At 71.7% G+C, this 19,045-nt stretch carries 14 protein-coding genes; 6 read left to right on the top strand and 8 right to left on the bottom strand.

Annotated elements, in window-relative coordinates:
- Window positions 1–159: 159 nt before the first annotated feature.
- Window positions 160–999 carry an LppX_LprAFG lipoprotein gene (locus tag NH2_RS09555; protein WP_245650487.1) on the bottom strand — a complete coding sequence of 280 codons (840 nt, stop codon included), beginning with the start codon at window positions 997–999 and terminating at the stop codon, window positions 160–162.
- 442 nt (window positions 1,000–1,441) lie between these two features.
- Here NH2_RS09555 and NH2_RS09550 point away from each other — a divergent pair, with 442 nt between their 5' ends.
- From NH2_RS09550 to NH2_RS09540, 3 genes are all read left to right on the top strand, one after another.
- Window positions 1,442–2,905 carry a fatty acid desaturase gene (locus tag NH2_RS09550; RefSeq protein WP_067651368.1) on the top strand — a complete coding sequence of 488 codons (1,464 nt, stop codon included), beginning with the start codon at window positions 1,442–1,444 and terminating at the stop codon, window positions 2,903–2,905.
- 88 nt (window positions 2,906–2,993) lie between these two features.
- A complete protein-coding gene (locus NH2_RS09545; protein WP_439951745.1) occupies window positions 2,994–4,148 on the top strand; it encodes a type III polyketide synthase in 1,155 nt (384 codons plus the stop codon).
- A gap of 35 nt (window positions 4,149–4,183) precedes the next feature.
- Entirely contained in the window at window positions 4,184–6,037 is a 1,854-nt protein-coding gene (locus NH2_RS09540) for an ATP-binding cassette domain-containing protein (RefSeq protein WP_067651365.1), read from the top strand.
- Between the two features lie 47 nt (window positions 6,038–6,084).
- Here the strand turns inward: NH2_RS09540 and NH2_RS09535 are convergent, their stop codons facing one another.
- From NH2_RS09535 to NH2_RS09505, 7 genes are all read right to left on the bottom strand, one after another.
- The gene (locus NH2_RS09535) at window positions 6,085–6,714 is read right to left on the bottom strand and encodes a DUF4097 family beta strand repeat-containing protein (RefSeq protein WP_067651362.1); all 630 of its coding nucleotides are present in this window, start codon (window positions 6,712–6,714) and stop codon (window positions 6,085–6,087) included.
- A gap of 329 nt (window positions 6,715–7,043) precedes the next feature.
- Window positions 7,044–7,502, bottom strand: coding sequence for an SRPBCC family protein (locus tag NH2_RS09530; protein WP_218021679.1), 459 nt, complete (start codon window positions 7,500–7,502; stop codon window positions 7,044–7,046).
- 26 nt (window positions 7,503–7,528) lie between these two features.
- On the bottom strand, window positions 7,529–7,798 hold the full coding sequence (locus NH2_RS09525; protein ID WP_245650486.1) for an ArsR/SmtB family transcription factor: 270 nt from the start codon (window positions 7,796–7,798) through the stop codon (window positions 7,529–7,531).
- Window positions 7,799–7,977: 179 nt separating this feature from the next.
- Window positions 7,978–8,982, bottom strand: coding sequence for a polyprenyl synthetase family protein (locus NH2_RS09520; protein ID WP_067651352.1), 1,005 nt, complete (start codon window positions 8,980–8,982; stop codon window positions 7,978–7,980).
- On the bottom strand, window positions 8,979–9,938 hold the full coding sequence (locus NH2_RS28665; protein ID WP_067651349.1) for a terpene synthase family protein: 960 nt from the start codon (window positions 9,936–9,938) through the stop codon (window positions 8,979–8,981). The genes NH2_RS09520 and NH2_RS28665 overlap by 4 nt, the downstream gene beginning before the upstream one ends.
- Window positions 9,939–10,121: 183 nt before the next feature.
- On the bottom strand, window positions 10,122–11,249 hold the full coding sequence (locus NH2_RS09510; RefSeq protein ID WP_067652516.1) for an NDMA-dependent alcohol dehydrogenase: 1,128 nt from the start codon (window positions 11,247–11,249) through the stop codon (window positions 10,122–10,124).
- Window positions 11,250–11,313: 64 nt separating this feature from the next.
- Window positions 11,314–12,903 (bottom strand): MFS transporter, encoded by a 1,590-nt coding sequence (locus tag NH2_RS09505; protein WP_067651346.1) that lies wholly within the window; start codon window positions 12,901–12,903, stop codon window positions 11,314–11,316.
- 102 nt (window positions 12,904–13,005) lie between these two features.
- Here NH2_RS09505 and NH2_RS09500 point away from each other — a divergent pair, with 102 nt between their 5' ends.
- From NH2_RS09500 to NH2_RS09490, 3 genes are all read left to right on the top strand, one after another.
- Complete coding sequence (locus tag NH2_RS09500) at window positions 13,006–13,596, top strand: TetR/AcrR family transcriptional regulator (protein WP_245650485.1); 591 nt, start codon at window positions 13,006–13,008, stop codon at window positions 13,594–13,596.
- Window positions 13,597–13,689: 93 nt separating this feature from the next.
- A complete protein-coding gene (locus NH2_RS09495) occupies window positions 13,690–14,844 on the top strand; it encodes an ROK family transcriptional regulator (RefSeq protein WP_067651340.1) in 1,155 nt (384 codons plus the stop codon).
- Between the two features lie 282 nt (window positions 14,845–15,126).
- Complete coding sequence (locus NH2_RS09490; protein ID WP_245650484.1) at window positions 15,127–18,954, top strand: ABC transporter ATP-binding protein; 3,828 nt, start codon at window positions 15,127–15,129, stop codon at window positions 18,952–18,954.
- The last annotated feature ends 91 nt before the right edge of the window (window positions 18,955–19,045 follow it).

The following is a 19,045-nucleotide window of genomic DNA, read 5'->3' as shown; positions in this document are numbered from 1 at the left end:
CGGAACCCGTCCCCGCGCGGTGCGCTGCGCCGCAGGTGCGTCAGGCGTCGCGACGATCGGGTAGCGCCGTGCCGCCCCGGAAACGCGAGAAGCCGGGTGTCCGCGGCGGATTCGCTGCGGACACCCGGCTCCGGGCTCCGGCCGGGAGGCCGGTAGCGGTCAGTTCGCGGGCTTCGTCACCGTGACCGGCTCGGCCCAGTCGGAGAGGGTGACGTTGATCGTGCCGTCCCCCTTCTGCACGACGGCGCGCACCAGGTTCGGCCCCTCGCCCGCGGAGGGCGCGTCGGACGGCTTGGCCGCGGCCGAGGTGCTCGGCGGTGCGACGTCGGCGATGTAGAGCGTGATCGGGAAGGTCCCGCCGCCCTCGCCGACCCGGGGCACGATCGGGTCGATGACCGCCGAGTCGATGGTGCCGCTGACCTTGACGACCGCGGTGCCCTCGACGCTCTCGCGCCCCTCGACCCTCGGGTTCTGCACCTTGGCGATGACGTTCGCCAGCCCCTTGTCCTTGTCCAGGATGATGCCCGGATCGTAGACCTTCTCCGAGGGGCCGAGATCGGCGAACTTGCCGTCCTCGAGCTTGACCCACATGGACTTGTCGACGACGACGAAGTCCGCCTCGACGAACGGCGCGTCCGGCTTGGTGCGCACGGTCGCGCTGCCCTGGGCGGCGCCCTGACCCTGCGGCTGGTTGGTGACGTCCGCGTCGACCTTCTCGACCGGGAGGTTCTGGATGTTCTCGACCTCCAGCTCCAGGTGCACGGCCTGCAGGGTCTGCGTGGTGCGCGCGGACTCCTGCACGATCTGCGCGGCGTCGGGCAGCGGGCCGGTGGCGGTCGCGGCGGTGCTGGTGCTCGTGCTCGAATCGTCGGTGCCGCAACCGGTCAGGATGGCCGCGAAGAGCGAGGCCGCGACGGCGGCGGTGCCGAAGCGCACCGGGGAGTACCGGCGGGTACCGCGCCGGATAGCGGTGGATTCGGACATTGTCGGGTCACTCATGGTCTGCCCCCGTGGGAGTGCGTGGTCGGATGACCGGGGTGGAGTGGCAGCAGGCGCTGCCGGGGTGGGCACAGCGGCCCCGTCCGGCGGAGGGAGAGCCCAACGCCGGCCGTGATTCTCGGTGGCCGACCCATGGCCGAACCACGGTCGGAAGCCGCTGCGGGCCGGAACGTTACCCTGTGCGCCGTCGTCTCGCATAGAGCCGCGGGCAAACGCGTCGCGACCGGGTTCCGGCTTAAGGAATCGTTCAGTGCGCTGTAGGCGAGACGACGCACCATACTGAGCATGACCACCGAGGCGGACCGCTTGACCTGGGGGAATCTTCCGGGGCCGGACTGGCACGGCGCGGCACGACGTGCCGAGCCGCTCGGTGTCTGAAATCAAATCCCGGGTTCGAGCGATACGGCCCGAGACACCGGCGAACACAGCACGAAGGACACCGATGACCGACACCCGCCCCGCGACGGAGGAGCAGGACTTCCGTCGTCCCCCGCCGCCCGACGGGCCGCCCCCGATCTCGAACGTCTGGGTCTACAACGGCAGGGCCTACGACCTCAGCGACTGGATCTCCAAGCATCCGGGCGGCGAGTTCTTCATCGGCCGGACCAAGAACCGCGACATCACCTCGATCATCGGCTCGTACCACAAGAATCCGCAGGCCGTCGAGAAGATGCTGGAGCGCTACGCGCTCGACCGCGACGCGCTGCCCGAGGACATCCACCCGAAGAACAACGCGCCGGACTTCCTCTTCAAGGAGGGTTTCGACAGCTGGCGGGACACCCCGAAGTACTCCTTCGGGAACAAGGACGACCTGCTGCACCGGGTGCGGGCCCGGCTGCGCGAGCCCGCGCTGGCCGCCCGGATCAAGCGCATGGACACCATCTTCAACATCGTGGTCGCGGTGCTGGCGGTGGCCTACTTCGCGGTGCAGGGGCTGCGGCTCTTCGAGCCGGGCTGGATGCCGCTGCCGATCTTCGTGCTCGCCATGGTGGTGCTGCGCAGCTCGCTCGCCGGCTTCGGGCACTACGCCATCCACCGGGCGCAGAAGGGCATGAACAAGGTCTGGGTGAATGCCTTCGACCTCAATTACGTCGCGCTCTCCTTCGTCACCGCGGACGGCCACGCGCTGCTGCACCACCCGCACACGCAGAGCGAAGTCGACATCAAGAAGAACGTCTTCACCATGATGATGCGGGTGCCGCGGCTCTACCGGATGCCGGTGCACACCCTGCACAAACTCGGGCACACGCTGACCGGCATGACGATCCGGCTGCTCGACGTCTGCCGGCTCACCCGCAAGGTGGGTGTCGCGGAGATGTACGGCTCGATGCGCGGCGCGCTGCCGCACTTCGTCGGCTCCTTCGGGGTGCGCTTCCTGCTCGTCGCGGAGCTGGTGGCCTTCACCCTCGCAGGCGATTTCCTCGCCTGGTTCCTGCAGTTCGTGATCTCGCTCTGGATCAGCACCTTCCTGGTGGTGGCCAGCCACGATTTCGAGCTGGATACCGAGGAGACGCACACCGACACCGAGGACTGGGGCATCAACCAGCTGGAGCAGGCGTACGACCTGAAGGTGGTCGGCAACCGCTACATCGACTGCTTCCTCTCCGCCGGGCTGAGCTCGCACCGGGTGCACCACGTGCTGCCCTACCAGCGCAGCGGTTTCGCGAATATCGCGACCGAGGACGTACTGCGCGAAGAGGCGGAGAAATTCGGGGTGGCGTGGCTGCCCGCGAAGAGTTTCCTCACGGATCGTTTCCCGAAACAGATCCGGACCTATCTGCTTTCCCGCTCCGACGAGGCGAAAGAACGCAACTGGGGGTTCGTGCGCGAGCACTGCTCGCCGTCGGCACTGAAGACCTGCGCCGTCTACACGGTCCAGGGCTTCACCGGAATCGGCACCGTCTGAGCCGCATTCCACGGTCACATATCACTGCGAAAGGTAGAAGGTCGTGTCTGTAACGATCGACGAGGGCAATCGCCCGGGGACAACCCGCCTGCGGGCGGAGGGGGAGCACGGGCACGACATCGCCGCGCGGATGCTGCCGCCGGCGCCGCCGACCACGGTCGGGGTGATCGAGAGCATCGCCACCGGCTCGCCGCTGCGGGTCTTCGACCAGGCGGCCGCGGCCGAGCGGGTCGCCGAGCTCTTCGGCGACGAGCGGCAGCGCACCCGGATCGGCCGGGTGTACCGCAAGACCAGGATCGACACCCGCCGGCTGGTCGTCGACCCGCTGGAGCCGGAGTTCCTGGCCTACAGCCGCCGGCCCGGCACCATCCGGGAGCGGATGAACCTGTTCCACGAGCACGCGGTGCCGCTCGCCGTCGACACCGCCGGGCGGGCGCTGGCCGGGATCGAGGATCCGGCCGAGGTCGGGCTGCTCGTCTTCGTGACCAGCACCGGGTTCATCGCGCCCGGCGTGGATGTCGCGGTGGTCAAGCAGCTCGGGCTCGCGCCGTCGGTCGGCCGGGTGGTGGTCAACTTCATGGGCTGCGCCGCCGCCATGAACGGCATGCGCACCGCGGTCGACTACGTCCGGGCGCACCCGGACAAGAAGGCCATGCTCATCTGCATCGAGCTCAGCTCGGTGAACGCCGTCTTCGCCGACGACGTCAACGACGTGATCACGCACAGCCTCTTCGGCGACGGCTGCGGCGCGGTGGTGATCGGCGCGAGCAAGGTGCACCAGCCGCTGGCGCCGGGCAAGGTCGTCATCCGGGACAGCTTCAGCCACCTGCTCGACGACGCCGAGGACGGCATCGTGCTCGGGGTGAACCACAACGGCATCACCTGCGAGCTCGCCGAGGAGCTGCCGAGGTACATCTACGAGGGCGTCGACCCGGTGGTCACCCGGCGGCTCGCGGAGAACGGGCTGCGCAAGTCCGATGTCGCGCTGTGGGCCATCCACCCGGGCGGGCCCAAGATCATCGAGGAGTCGGCGCGCTCGCTCGGGCTGCCGAGCGAGGCCGCCGCGGTGAGCTGGGACGTGCTCGCCGAGCACGGCAACATGCTCAGCGTCTCCCTGATCTTCGTGCTGCAGCGGATGATCGGCCAGGCCGACAGCACCGCACCGATCTCGACCGGGGTGGCGTTCTCCTTCGCCCCCGGCGTCACGCTCGAAGGCATGATCTTCGACATCATCCGCCGGTAGATCGCACCGCCGGCACTTTCGAAAGCACAGTAACCATGCAACTCATCAGATTCCTCATCTCGATCTCCTGGGTGCGGATCGCGGGCGTCGTCGCCTCCGGCCTGGTCGCGGGCGCCGCCAACACCTACCTGGTCACCCTCATCAACGCTGTGGTGTCGCCGGGTCCGCGGCCGGACGACCTGCTGCCGCGGTTCGTCCTCACCGGAGTCGTCCTGCTGGTGAGCGGCCTGATCTCGCAGATCCTGCTGATCCGGTTGGCGCAGGAGGCCATCTACCGGCTGCGCGCCGACCTCAGCGGCGGCGTGGTCGCCGCGCCGCTGGAGCACCTGGAGCGGCTCGGCTCGCACCGGCTGCTCGCGACGCTCACCGAGGACGTGCGCTCGCTCTCGCAGGCGGTCACCGCGATCCCGGCGATCTGCATCGACGTGGCGACCATCGTCGGCTGCTTCGTCTTCCTCGCGGTGCTCTCCGGGCCGATCTTCGCCATCAGCGTGGCGGGCACCCTGGTCGGCATCTGCTGCGTGGAGTTCTTCCTGCGCCGGGTGCGCGCCATCTACCACCGGGCAAGGGAGAACGAGGACCTGCTGCTGAGCTCCTTCCAGGCGGTCACGCTCGGGATCAAGGAGCTCAAGCTGCACCGCGGCAGGCGCCGCGACTTCATGCAGCGGCACCTGCTCGGCTCGGCCCGCACGCTGCGCGACCAGAACGTGGCGGCGAGCCAGAAGTTCTCGGTGGCGCAGGGGCTCGGCCAGTTCCTGCAGCTCGGCACCATGGCGCTGATCCTGTTCGCCATCGCCGCCGCGCTCGACCTGCCGCGCGATGTGATGATCGGGTACGTGCTGGTCACCACCTTCCTGGCGATGCCGATGCAGAACTTCATGCACCGGCTGCCCGACCTGGTCCGCGGTGACGTGGCGCTGGCCAAGATCCGCACCATGAACCTCTCCATGGCCACGCTGCACAACGAGGAGCAGCTGCCCTACACCGAGCGTCCGGTGGTGGACTCGGCCCGGCTGGAGCTGAGCAATGTCGGCTACCACTACGCCAGCGAGCCGCCCGCGCCGTTCGAGGACGGGCCGGGCGCGCCGCCGCCGCACCCCGACGGCCGCCCCGGTGCGCGGCCGGGCAGCGGCAGGCCGCCGGGTGGCCCGCCGCCCCGCGGGGCGCACCCCGGGCACCCGCGCCCCGGCAGGCCGCACGCCGCGCCCGCGCCGGATGTCAACGGGCGCCGCCGGATCGACCACGGCGGCCGGGACCACCACCCGGTGCCCATGGGCGCGCCGGTGCTGGAGACCGCCGAGGCCACCGGTTTCGCGCTCGGCCCGCTGGATCTGGTGTTCGAGCCGGGGCAGATCACCTTCGTGGTCGGCGGCAACGGCAGCGGCAAGTCGACGCTGGCCAAGCTGATCACCGGGCTCTACATCCCGCGCACCGGCTCGATCTCGCTGAACGGCGAGAAGGTCGACCACGAGAACGTGGAGTGGTTCCGGCAGAACTCCTCGGCGGTGTTCACCGATTTCCACCTCTTCGAGGACTACCTCGGCTTCGACCGCCCCGGCATCGACGACGAGGTGCGGCACTACCTGGAGCAGCTGCGGATCGCGGACAAGGTGACGGTCGAGGACGGAAAGCTCTCCACGATCGCGCTCTCGCAGGGCCAGCGCAAGCGCCTCGCGCTGCTCACCGCGCTGCTGGAGGACCGCCCGATCTACCTCTTCGACGAGTGGGCCGCCGATCAGGAGCCGCGCTTCCGCGACGTCTTCTACGGCGAGATCCTGAACGACCTGAAGCGCCGCGGCAAGACGGTCATCGTGATCACCCACGACGACCGGTACTTCGACCGCGCCGACCAGCTGGTCAAGCTGGATTTCGGGCGGATAGCCGACTGAGCGCCGCAGGGCCCCGCGAGTATTCGCGGGGCCCTGTCGGTTTCCGGTCAGACCCCGACCGTGTGGCCGACCACGATCGGGCCGCAGGAGTTGCGGGCGTGCACCTCGACCAGCTCGGCGCCGGGCGCGGCCGGCTCCAGCGCATCGCGCACCGGGCCGAAGGACTCGTGCGTCGCCAAGCGGGCCGCGCCACCGGGGCGGATGCCGACCTCGAGTTCGCCGGTCGAGGTCTCCAGCCGGAGCACCCCGCTCGCAGCGTCCTCGACCCGGATGTCGCCGCGCGCCGCCACCGCGGTGACCGCGCCGCGCGGCCGCTCGACCCGGATATCGCCGTCGGCCACGGACAGCTCGCAGCCGTCGAAGGCGCCGGCGGTGTGCAGGCGGCCGACGGCCAGGCCGGCCGTCAGCCGGGTGCCGGTCGGCACCAGGATGCCGACCTCGACCGACGGGGTGCCCGCGAACGGGTTCCAGCCGCCGCGGGGCAGTTCGACGGTCAGCGTTGTTCCGTCGAACTCGACCCGAAAACGCTCGGCCGCCCGCACATCGGTCTTGTTCGACGGGTCGGCGGGGCGGATCTCGACCACGGTGTCGGTGCGGTCGGTCGCGGTCACCGTGACGTTTCCGACCGGCACGTCGAGGGTGGCGGTGATCGGGGTGGGGGTGCTGAAGGTGGTCATGGCTGCGAACTCCTATGCGTAGATGTATACGTAGAAGAACTATAAGTAGAAGTGTACGTATAAGCAAGACCCGGAGTTGCGCGGTAGCGCTGGAGCCCGAGACCGTCGCCGACTTCTACGGCGAGGTGACGGCGGCGCTCTGGCCGGCTGGGATCGCGGATTTCTCGAGGATGATCACGAAGGCGGGGCTGAGCCCGGATGGCACCTCCGCGTATTACCTTCCCCGACGCGTTCCGCACCGAACGCGCACCACGATTTTCCTGACCGGACATCGGACACGACGACGCGGGCCGTGTCCGAGACCGATGGCAGATCGTTGGCGGCGTGGGCTATTCGATGTGCGCGGCGAGCTTGTCCAGCGCGGCGCTCCATCCGCTCGCCGCGGGCGAGCCGGCGGGCACGCCCCGATGGGTCAGGACCATCTCGGTCCGGCCGCCGACATCGCGCAGTTGCACCCGGACCTCGGTGGTCACCGGATGGCCCGGCGGCGTCCCCGCCTCTGCGGGCGTCAGGATCCGGCCATCCTCGTCGGAGACCGACTCGGTGTAGACGAGGCGTTCGTTCTCGACGACCTCGAGGTACTCGCCGGCGAACCACATCCGCCTCGCACCATCGCGTGTCTCCACCCGCATACACACCAAACGCGCGCCACCGACACGCACGTCCATCCTCGCCACCGGCACACTCGCGCCGCCGGGGCCGTACCACGCCGCGAAATGCTCCGGCACCGTCCACATCCGCCAGATCACCTCCACCGGCGCGGCGAAACCGCGTTCGATCACCACCACGTGCGCCGGGTCGAAGTCGAGAGTCCTCATGGGGCTTCCTTTCCGGGAGAGCGCAATTCGTCGAGATAGTTCTCCATCCGGTCGAAGCGGGCCTCCCACACCGGACGGTACTGCTCGGCCCACGTGCAGACCTGCGCCAACGGCGCCGCCTCGAGCACGCAGGGCCGATACTGGGCACGCTGACCGCGCACGATCAACCCGGCCGCCTCGAGCACCTTGATGTGCTTGGACACCGCGGGAAGCGTCAGTTCGAAGGGTTCGGCGATCTCGTTGACCGTCGCCTCCCCCCGCGCCAACCGAGCCAGAATCGCCCGCCGCGACGATCCCGCCTGTCGGCGAACCGTACTGGCTGTGCCGCGACCGCACCGACCTGACCGGCAGAGCGCGGAAACCACCTTCTACCAGAGGATTACGTCATATCCGGTCGAAATTCGGCCGACTCCACGGCGACTCCGAGCGGCGCGGTGCGCGATGCTCAGCCCGCGTCCAGGATGGCGGCGGCGAGCTGGCTCAATTCGCCACGCGCCACGGGATCGAGCGGCAGCCCGTCGATCTCCTGCCAGGCGGCGCGGGTTCGCGCACCCGCCTCGCCCTCGGTCCACGCCCTGGCGCCGGTGCCCTCGATGAGCGCGATCACCCGCGCGGTCGCGGCCTCGTCGAATTCGGTGTCGGCGGCGTAGCGGTCGCGCAGCTCCGGCGAGGCCGCCATGGCGTACACGACCGGGGCGCTCTTGCGGCGGGTGCGCAGGTCGGAGGCGGGTTTGCCGGTGACGGCGGTATCGCCCCAGATGTCGAGCAGGTCGTCGGCGAGCTGGAAGGCGATGCCGAGCTCGGTGCCGAACCGGTCGAAGCGCTCCGCCTCGGCACCGGAGGGGCCGTAGAGCGCGCCGAAGCGGCAGGCGCAGCCGAAGAGCGAGCCGGTCTTGCCCGCGAAGGTCGCCAGGCAATCGGCCACGCTCACCTCGGATTTCGCGCTGGCCCGCAGGTCGCGCTCCTGTCCGTGGCCGAGCAGCCGCAGGGTGACGGCGAGCTGGCGCAGCGCGGCGCGCGCGGCCGGGTGCTCGTGCTCGGCGAGCACCTCGAAGGCCAGCCCGATCAGCGCGTCGCCTGCGAGGATCGCCTCGCCGGTGCCGAAGTGCGCCCAGACCGTGGGGCGATGCCTGCGCAGCAGGTCGCCGTCCATGACGTCGTCGTGCACCAGGCAGGCATTGTGCAGCAGCTCGACCGCCGCCGCGGCGGGCAGCACGTCGGCGCTGCGCGCGCCGGTGGCATCGGCGCAGAGCAGGGTGAAGGCCGGGCGCAGCAGCTTGCCGTCGAGCCTGCCGGTGGCGGAGCCGTCCAGTTCGAGCAGCCCGAGCTGGTAGCCGCACATGAGCCGGAGCGGGCCGTCCAGCCGATCGATCGCGGCGCCGAGGACCGGGAGCAGCTGCTGCCTGGTGCGGGCCAGAATGGGCTGCACCGGATGCGAGAGCACGGTCATCCGGCGCCGCCTCCGCCGGTGGCGACCCGGTAGCGGCCGGAGCTCGCGGACCAGTCCAGGTGCCCGCGCATCCACGAGCGCATCCCGCCCAGGTAGGCCGCGAGCTCGGCGCGGTGACCCGGGTGCGCGGCGAGTACCGCGGCCTCGGCGCCGTGGAACTCGCGCAGCCGCTCGGCGGCGCGGGCCCTGCCCAGCTCCACCGCGACCCCCCGCTCCACCCCGCGCCAGTGCTCGAGCAGCAGCACCAGGTTGTGGCACTCGCCGAGCGCGGCCTCCTTGTCCAGCGACACCAGGTCGTTGGTCCAGCACACCACGTCGCAGGCGGCGTCGAGGGCGCGGGTGAACGGCTCGCCGCGGTACACCGCCTCCGGCAGCTCGATCCCCTCGACCACCTCGATCAGATCCATGCACGGGTAGATGGCGCCGGTGTGCCTGCGCCGCTCCAGGTACTCGGCCTCGGCGGGCACGACCCCGCGGACCCGGTTGTCCACCTCCCACACCACGGCCAGCGCGCACTCGGTGGCGTGCCCGGTGAAGCGGTGCCGCCAGACCTCGCCGGTGCCGGGGGCGGTGCGGCGCCACAGGTCGTCGAGGGCGCGCACGATCCCGGGGGCGGCGGGATCGGCCGCGCCGCCCGCGAGCACCGCCATGACGGCGGTGAGCAGCGTCGCCAGCTGGTCCGGCGAGCGGCCGAGCGAGCCGTCGTCGAGCTGGTCGTCGAGCAGGAAGAGCCAGGCCAGCCAGTCGGTCACCAGCTCCAGCCGCGTGGCGTCGGCGGCCGGGTAGGTGGCGGCGGCGAAGGCGCCGAAATCGGTCTCCGCGAACCGGGCCCGCACGGCCGCGCGCTCGACCAGGCCGTGGCCGCGCACCCAGGCGTCGACGTGCGCGGCGGCGGTGTCGACGTGGGGGTTGCGCCGGGGCGGTAGCGCCAGAAAGGCGTCGGCGAATGCGCTCATCCGCGCCCCGCAACGGTCATCGTGCCGCCTTCCGCCGAATAGTCCTGCGGCGGAGACTATCTCGGATCGTCCCGCGCTGCCGGGCATGGAGGCCGGAAGGCGCGAACGGTTCATGCGGCCGAGACACCGCAGCGGCACCCGCGCGCTACACCGGCGAGCGGTACGCGCAGGCGGCGACGTAGCTCACCAGTCGGCGTCGGTGTACCGGACGACGCCGCGGATATTGCGGCCCTCGAGCATGTCGGCGTACCCGTCGTTGACCTGCTCGAGGCGGTACTGCCTGGTCACCATGTCGTCCAGGTTGAGCTTGCCGACCTGGTACATGGAGAGCAGGTGCGGGATGTCGTAGTGCGGGTTGCCGCCGCCGAAGATGGTGCCCTGCAGGTTCTTCTGCAGCAGGGTGAGCATGGCCAGGTTGAGCGTCGTCTGGTTGTCGACCAGGTTGCCCATGGCGGTGAGCACGCAGGTGCCCGCCTTGGCGGTGATCCCCATCCAGAGGTCGACGTCGCCGCCGCGCACCTCGCCGACGGTCACGATCACCTTCTTGGCCATGCCGCCCGCGGTGATCTCGGCGCAGGCAGCGGTGGCCTCCTCGGTGGTCGCGTAGGCGTGCGTGGCGCCGAACTTCAGCGCCTGTTCGCGCTTCCACGGCACCGGGTCCACCGCGAAGATGTGCCGCGCGCCCGCGTTCACCGCGCCCTGCAGCGCGGAGATGCCGAGCCCGCCGATGCCGATCACCGCGACGTCCTCGCCGGGGCGGATGTTCGCGGTGCGCACCGCCGAGCCGTAGCCGGTGGTGACGCCGCAGCCGACCAGGCAGGCCACCTCGAACGGGATCGACGGATCGATCTTCACCACCGAGCTGCGGTGCACCACCATGTACGGCGAGAAGGTGCCGAGCAGCGACATGGGGTAGACGTTCTCGCCGCGCGCGGTGATCCGGAACGAGCCGTCGCTGGCCGAGGCGCCGCCGAGCAGCAGCGCGCCGAGGTCGCAGAGGTTGCGCAGCCCGGACTGGCAGGACGGGCACTTGCCGCAGGACGGGATGAACGACAGCACCACGTGGTCGCCGACCGCGACGTCCTCCACGCCGTCGCCGACCTCGATCACCACCCCCGCGCCCTCGTGCCCGCCGAGTACCGGGAAGCCCGCCATCGGGATGCCGCCGGTCTGCAGGTGATGGTCGGAGTGGCACATGCCCGCGGCCTCCATCCGGATCGCCACCTCGTTCCGGCGCGGTGCGCCGATCTCGATCTCCTCGATCGTCCAGGGCTGGTTGAAATCCCAGATCAGAGCACCCTTGGTCTTCATGGTGAACCTGCCTTCGTCACTTCCGCGCAGCGCGCCGTCGGCGTCACCGTAGACCGTCATACAACTACGTGTCCAGCGTATGATCGCTTGAACTGGACATTAATTTGGACAGCTGTACAGCTTCCTGCTCGGGCTCGATGGCCTGCGGTACCGCCGCACCCCGTTTCGGCCCCGGCGCCCATGCCCCGACCACCGCGGCGGTCACCAGCGCGATGATGCCGAGCGCGACCAGCGCCTGGTGCGTGCCGTGCACGAAGGCCTCGACCGCGGCATCGGCCAGCGGCTGTCCGGCGGGCCCCACCTGCTCGGCCACCGCGAGCGCGGCGGCCAGCGAATCGCTCACCGGCTCGCGCAGCGGCTCCGGCAACCGCGCGACCACCGGGTCGATCCGCGCGGCGTACCCCGCCGCGAGGATGCTGCCCGCCACCGCGATGCCGACCGCCGCGCCGATCTCGCGCGCGGCGTCGTTCACCGCCGCCGCGACGCCGTGCTGCTCCTCCGGCGTGCCCGCCACGATGGCGGCGGTGGCGGGCGAGGTGGAGAGCCCGACACCGGCGCTGGTCACCAGCAGCGCGAGCACAATGCCGCCGTAGGTGCTCGACGCGTCGGTCTGCGCGAGCAGCAGCAACCCGGCCCCGATGATCGCCAGCCCGGTGCCGAGCAGGATCCGCAGCCCGAACCGCTCGGCCAGCTTCGGCGCGATCACGGCCAGCACCAACATGGGAATCATCATGGGCGCCATGGCGAAGGCGGCCCGCAGTGGCGAGTAGCCGAAGACCAGCTGCAGGAACTGCACGTAGACCATGAAGACGCCGAACGAGACCAGGAACTGCAGCGTCACCGAGATGGTGCCCGCGCCGAAGCCGCGGTCGGCGAAGAGCCGCACGTCGAGCAGCGGCCTGGCCATCCGCAGCTCCACCGCCACGAAGGCCGCGGCCGCGAGCGGCGCCAGCGCCGCCGGAATCAGCACCGCGGGGTGCGTCCAGCCGTGCAGCGGCACCTGCACCGCGGCCAGCACCAGCGCACCGACCGTCGCACCCGAGGTGAGTGCACCGAGCAGGTCCACCGGCGGCCGCGAGTCGTCCTGCGACTCCGGCAGCGAGAACGAAGCCAGCGCCAGCGCCACCCCGGCCAGGCTCATGGCGACGAAGATCGCGCTCCACGACGAGAACCTGAGCAGCAGCCCGGAGCCGAGGATGCCGAGCATCGCGCCGATTCCGGCGACCCCGGCCCACACGCCGACCACCAGCCCGCGCCGCTCCTCGCCGAAGTTCGCGGTCAGCAGCGAGAGCGTCGACGGCATCACCAGCGCCGCCCCCGCCCCGCAGACGCAGCGCGCGACGATGATCCAGGCAGGTCCCTCGGCGAAGAGCGGGACCGCCGACGCCGCGGCGAAGACGATGAGCCCGAGCACCATCATGGTGCGCCTGCCGTAGCGGTCGCCGAGCGCGCCGCCGAGCAGCACCAGGCAGGCGAGGGTGAGCGTGTAGCCGTCCACGATCCAGGTGAGCTGGTGCTGGTCCGCCCCGGTGCGCACGGCCATGTCCGGCAGCGCGGTGTAGAGCGCCGCCATCGAGCCGACCACCAGCGCCAGCGCCAGGCAGGCGAGGGTCACCATCCACATCCCGGACTTCCACACCCGCGTCGCCATCATCGCCCTCCCGGAGAAACGAAACTGTCAGTATCGTAGCGGTACTGTCGGTATCATAGGGGGGTGGGCGGCGATCCGCACCGGGAGCGAGGAATGCTGGCGAGCATGACCGAGATCGACCCCCGCAGGCTGCGGTCCCGGGCCCGCCTGCTGGACGCGGCCACCGCGCTGCTGCGTAGTGGCGGGCTGGACGCGGTCACCGTCGACGCGGTGACCCGGGCATCGAAGGTCGCGCGCACCACCCTCTACCGGCACTTCGAGAGCGCCGCGCAGCTGCGCGCGGCCACTCTGGAGCGGCTGCTGCCGCCGCCGGTGCCCGCCCCCGCGGAGGGCCCGCTGCGCGATCGCCTGGTCGAGCTGCTCACCAGGCAGGCTCAGGTCATCGAGGAGGTGCCGCTGCACCTCGCCACCGTGGCCTGGCTCGCCACCGACCCGGGGGACGGCCCCGCGACGAGCGCGCTGCGGGCCCGGCTGATCGAGCAGTACCGGGTGCCCTTCGACGAGCTGCTCGACGGAGACGAGGCGCGCGCGCTGCTCGGCGAGCACGACCGGGTGCAGGTGCTGATCCAGCTGGTCGGGCCGCTGGTCTTCACCCGGCTGGTCGGGCTCGGCGACACCTCGCCCGCGGCCTGCGCCCGGCTGGTCGACGACTTCCTCGCCGCCCGTTCGGCATCGAGCAGGAGGCGAGCAGAATAGATCAGCGTGCGCTGAAGCCTTCGCACTCTTCCCCCGCGCTCCTAGCGTTGTCGGCGCGGAGGCCGGGAGACATGGCGGAGGGCGGAGGCGACGGTGACGGACAACAGCGCGGCGGCGGTGCTGCGGGCGGTGCTGGAATCGGGCCCGGTCCCGCGCAGCGTGGTCGCGCGGCACGCGGGCGTCTCCCCGGCCACGGTGACCTGGCAGTCCAGGTCTCTGCTCGACGCCGGGCTGCTGGTCGAGCTGCCGGAGGAGGTGAGCCTCTCCGGGATCGGGCGGCCGTCCGCGCCGCTGGCGCTGAACAGCGCGGGCAATGTGGTGATCGCGGTGCACATCGCGGCCGCGCAGACCACCGTCGCGGTGGTCGACATCGCCGGGACGGTGCTCACCGGCAACCAGATCCCGCACCGCTCCTCCGACCCGGACGACATCCTCGCCGACGCCGTGGCCGCGATCGCGGCGGCCCGCGGCGCCGGCGACGGGCACCGTGTCCTCGCCGTCGGGGTCGCCATCGGCGGGCGGGTGGACCGGCGCTCGGGCATCGTGCTCGAGCACTCCTTCCTGCGCTGGCACCACGTCCCGGTGCGAGCGCGGCTCGCGGCGGCCACCGGGCTCCCGGTCGAGCTGGACAGCCACGCCCGCGCGCTCATGCACGCCGAGCAGCGCTTCGGCAGGTTGCGCGGCACCAGCAGCGCGGTGATGCTCTTCGTCGGCAATGTGATCGACGCGGCCTTCGCGGTGCACGGCCGGGTGCACTACGGCCCGCGCTCCTCGGCCGGCTCCATCTCCCGGCTGGTCGGCGGCGCCGAGCCGCCACGCGACGACTACTCCGACCACGCCCTGCTGCGCCGTGCCGCGGCGGCCGCGATTCCGGCGGCGACCCTTCCGGAGCTGCTCGCCGCCGCCGGCACCGACCCCGCCGCGCACGAGCTCTTCGTGCAGCGCGCCGCGGTGCTCGGCCGGATCGTGGCCATGCTGGTCGACATCCTGGACCCCGAGGCGGTGGTGATCGTGGACCGCAGCCTGCCCGAGCTGCCCGCGGTGCGGGAGAGCTACGTCGAGACGGTGCGCAGGCACTCGGTGACCAGCAGCGACCCGGACGAACTCATCGCCGCCTCCACCTTCATGGGGCGGGTGCTGGAGATCGCGGGCGCCGCCGTCGCGCTGGACGGCCTCTTCCGCGCCCCGCTCGATGCGCTGGAGCGCTGGGCGGGTTCGACGCCGGGCACCGCCTGTCTCGCCGTGTGATCGGCCGTGCCCGACGGCTGCGACATCACGCCCGCGGTGCTGCCCTCCGGTCCGGACCGCCTTCGTCGACACGGTGGGGCCGATCCTGCAGGGGCGCGGGCTCTTCCGCACCGAGTACGCCACGTTGGCCTCGACCGCCAGGAGAAATCGGTACGGCACCGCGGTCCCGCTCGCGGTCGTGCGGTGATCGCGCAGAATGGAGAAGTGCTTAGCTCTCCGAACGAACCGCGCGGCGACTGGATCCGATACCTGATCCTCCGATGTCGGGCGCACCCGAGGGCCGTGCTCGGCGCTGCCGCGGGCGCGGCGGGGGCCGCGCTGCTCACCGCGAGCCTGCCGCTCATCGTGCGGCACGTGGTCGACACCCTCACGAGCACCGCCGCCTCGGTGCTGCCGTGGGCGCTGCTGCTGGTCGGGCTCGGGCTGTTGCGCTTCGGCGCCTCGTTCGTGCGCCGGGTGAGTTCCTCGCGGCTCTCGCTCGGCGTCCAGCACGACCTGCGCCGCGACCTCTTCGCCGCGCTGCTGCGGCTGGACGGCCGGGCGCAGGGCGAGCTGCGCACCGGGCAGGTGGTGAGCCGGGCCATCACCGACGTCACCCTGATCCAGATGTTCCTGCTGCTCATCCCGCTCGTCACCGGCAATGTGCTGCTGCTGATCGCGGCGCTGGTGCTGATGGCGGTCATGTCGCCGCCGCTCACCGTGATCGCGCTGCTGGTGATCCCGGCGCTGTGGATCCTGACCAGGCGCAGCCAGCGCCAGCTGTTCCCGGCCAACTGGGACGCGCAGGCCAGGGCCGCCGAGGTCGCCATCCGGGTGGAGGCCGCGGTGGCAGGCGTCCGGGTGGTGAAGGGGTTCGGACAGGAGCGGCGCGAGCTGGACGGGCTCGCAGGCACCGCCCGCGACCTCTACCGCTCCCGGCTCCGGGTCAACCGGATCACCAGCCGCTTCACCCCGGCGGTGCAGTCGGTGCCCGCCATCGGCCAGGCGCTCGTCCTGGTGCTCGGCGGGGTGCTGGCGCTGAACGCCTCGGTGAGCCTCGGCACCTTCCTCGCCTTCATGACCTACCTCGGCTCCTTCGTCGCGCCGATCCGGCAGTTCGCCATGCTGCTCACCGTGAGTCAGCAGGGCAGGGCCGCGCTGGACCGGGTGCGCGAGGTGATCGAGACCGAGCCGTCGGCCACCGCCGCTGCCGCGCCGCCGGAAGCGACGGCAGCCGCAGGCCGCGCCGCGACGCCCACCACCGCGGCCCGACCGTACCTCGCCGCCCCGCCGCTCGACGCCGGGCTCCGCGGCGCGGCCGAACCGCAGGTCGCCGCAGCGTCGCCCGGTATCCGGTGTCCGGGCGCGGCCACAGCGCAAGCCACCACCCCGCCACCCGGGCTCGGGTTCCACGGTGTCACCGTGACGTTCGGCGCCACCACCGTGCTGAACGGCCTCGACCTCACCGTCGAGCCCGGCGAGACGGTAGCGATCGCGGGCGGCGCGGGCAGCGGCAAATCCACGCTGGCGCTGCTGATTCCGCGGCTCCTCGACCCGGACGCGGGCAGGATCACGCTCGACGGCACCGACATCCGCGAGCTGCCCGGCGTGCGCGGCGAGGTCGCCATGGTCTTCGAGGACACCCACCTGGTGGCGGGCACGGTGCGCGCCAATGTCGCCTACGGCGTCCCGGACGCCACCGACGATGCCATCCGGCACGCGCTGCACCTGGCCGCCGCCGACGAGTTCGTCGCCGCGCTCCCGGACGGCCTCGACACCAGGATCGGCGAGCGCGGTCAGCGGCTCTCCGGCGGGCAGCGGCAGCGCATCGCCCTGGCCCGCGCCCTGCTCACCGACGCCACGGTGCTGGTACTCGACGATGCCACCTCGGCCATCGACGCCAGGGTGGAGGAGCGGATCTTCCAGCGCATCGCCGCCGAGGTGCGCGGCCGCACCACGCTCGTCGTCGCGCACCGGATGTCGACGCTGGCGCTGGCCGACCGGGTGGCCGTGCTCGACGGCGGCCGGGTCGCCGAACTCGGCACGCTGGCGGAGCTGCGCGCCTCCGGCGAGCTCTTCCGCGCGCTCTTCACCCCGCCGGACGTCAGCGAGATCGACACCGAGCCGCCCGCAGGCAGCGCGCGCTCCACCACCGCGCCGCTCTGGAACGAACCGGCGGGCGGCCCCGACGACGACCGCGCGCTGGAGCAGGCGGCCGCGGCCTTCTCCCAGCGCGCGGCGGGCGCGCCCGCCGGTCTCGGCCGCGGCGCCGCGGGCGGCGGCATGATGACAGCCGCGCCACCCAGCGGCGACGTGCGGGCGCAGATCGACGCGCTGCCGCCGGTCACCGGCGAGCCCGAGGTGCCCGACTCCTTCGCCCGCAGCCCCGACCCGGCCTTCGGCGCCGCCCGGCTGCTTCGCCCGTTCGCCGCGCCGCTGCTGGCCGGGCTCGGGCTGGTGGCGCTGGATGCGCTGGCCCAGATCCTGATCCCGGTGCTGGTGCGGTACGGCATCGACCACGGCGTGCTGGCGGGCTCCCGCGACGTGGTGCTGCTCGCGGCCGCCGCCGCGCTCGTCGTCTGCCTGGTGGACTGGGTGATCGGCATCGGCCAGCTGCGGTTGATGGGCAGGGCGGGGGAGCGGCTGCTCTACGGCCTGCGCGTGAAGACCTTCGCGCACCTGCAGCGGCTCGGGTTGCAGTACTACGAGCGCGAGCTCGGCGGCCGCATCATGACCAGGATGACCACCGACGTGGACGCCCTCTCCGCCTTCCTGCAGACCGGGCTCGCCACCGCGCTCACCAGCACCCTCACCGTGGCCGGGGTGGTGATCGCCCTGCTGCTGATCGAGCCGCACCTGGCGCTGGTGGTGCTGGCGCTGCTGCCGATCCTGGTGGTCTCCACCGCGGTCTTCCGCCGGCTCTCGGTGCCCGCGTACGTGCTGGCCAGAGAGCGGGTCGCGGCGGTCAATGCCTACCTGCAGGAGAACGTCGACACCATCGCCGTCACCCAGGCCTACCGCAGGGAGCCGGTCAACCGCACCGAGTTCGAGCGGCGCTCCTGGTCGTACCGGAACGCCCGGCTGCGCAGCCAGCTGCTGATGGCGGTGTTCTTCCCGTTCATCGAGTTCATGTCGGTGATCGCCACCGCGGCGGTGCTCGCGGTCGGCGTGCACGACGTGCGCGAGGGTGTGCTCACCGCGGGCACCCTGATCGCCTTCCTGCTCTACATCGAGCTGCTCTTCGCCCCCATCCAGCAGCTGTCGCAGGTCTTCGACAGCTACCAGCAGGCGGTGGTCGGGGTGGATCGGCTCGGTGAGCTGCTGCGCACCCCGGTCGCCACCCCCGAGGCCGCGGACGCGGTGCCGGTCGAGCGGCTGGCGGGCCGGATCGAGCTGCGCGACGTCGCCTTCGCCTACCACCCGGACACCCCCGATGTGCTCACCGGCGTCGGGCTGAGCATCGCCGCCGGGCAGCAGGTGGCGCTGGTCGGGGAGACCGGCGCGGGCAAGTCCACGCTGGTCAAGCTGCTCGCCCGGTTCTACGACCCGACTGCGGGCACGGTGCTCGTCGACGGCGTCGACCTGCGCCGCTACCGGCTCGCCGACTTCCGGGCCCGGCTCGGCATCGTGCCGCAGGAGCCGTTCCTCTTCGGCGACACCGTGCGCGAGGCCATCGCCTACGGCCGCCCGGACGCCGAGCCCGCCGCGATCGAGTGGGCCGCGCGGGCGGTCGGGGCGCACGAGATGATCGCCGCGCTGGAGCACGGCTACCACCAGCCGATCGGCCCCAACGGCCGCGCGCTCTCCGCCGGGCAGCGCCAGCTGCTCGCGCTGGCCAGGGCGCAGCTCGTCGAGCCGGACATCCTCATCCTGGACGAGGCCACCGCCTCGCTCGACCTCGCCACCGAGGCCAGGGTGCGCGCCGCCGTCGACGTGCTCACCGCGGGCCGCACCACCCTGGTGGTCGCGCACCGGCTGGCCACCGCCGCCGACGCCGACCTCATCGTGGTGGTGCGCGGCGGGCGGATCGAGCAGACCGGGACGCATGCCGAGCTGCTCGCCGTCGAGGGGACGTACCGGGAGCTGTGGGCGGCCTACGTCGGCGGCGGGGCCGCGGTGCCGAACCCGTGACCGTGCCCGAGGCTCGGGGCGAGGGCACGCGTACGGCAGCGGCTAATGGTTGTTAGCCTGATCGCGACCGATTCACGAATTGCCAGGAGGT

Origin of the sequence: Nocardia harenae NBRC 108248 (assembly GCF_001612885.1) — a bacterium.
Taxonomy (GTDB): domain Bacteria; phylum Actinomycetota; class Actinomycetes; order Mycobacteriales; family Mycobacteriaceae; genus Nocardia; species Nocardia harenae.
This window is presented reverse-complemented; position numbering and strand designations above follow the sequence as displayed.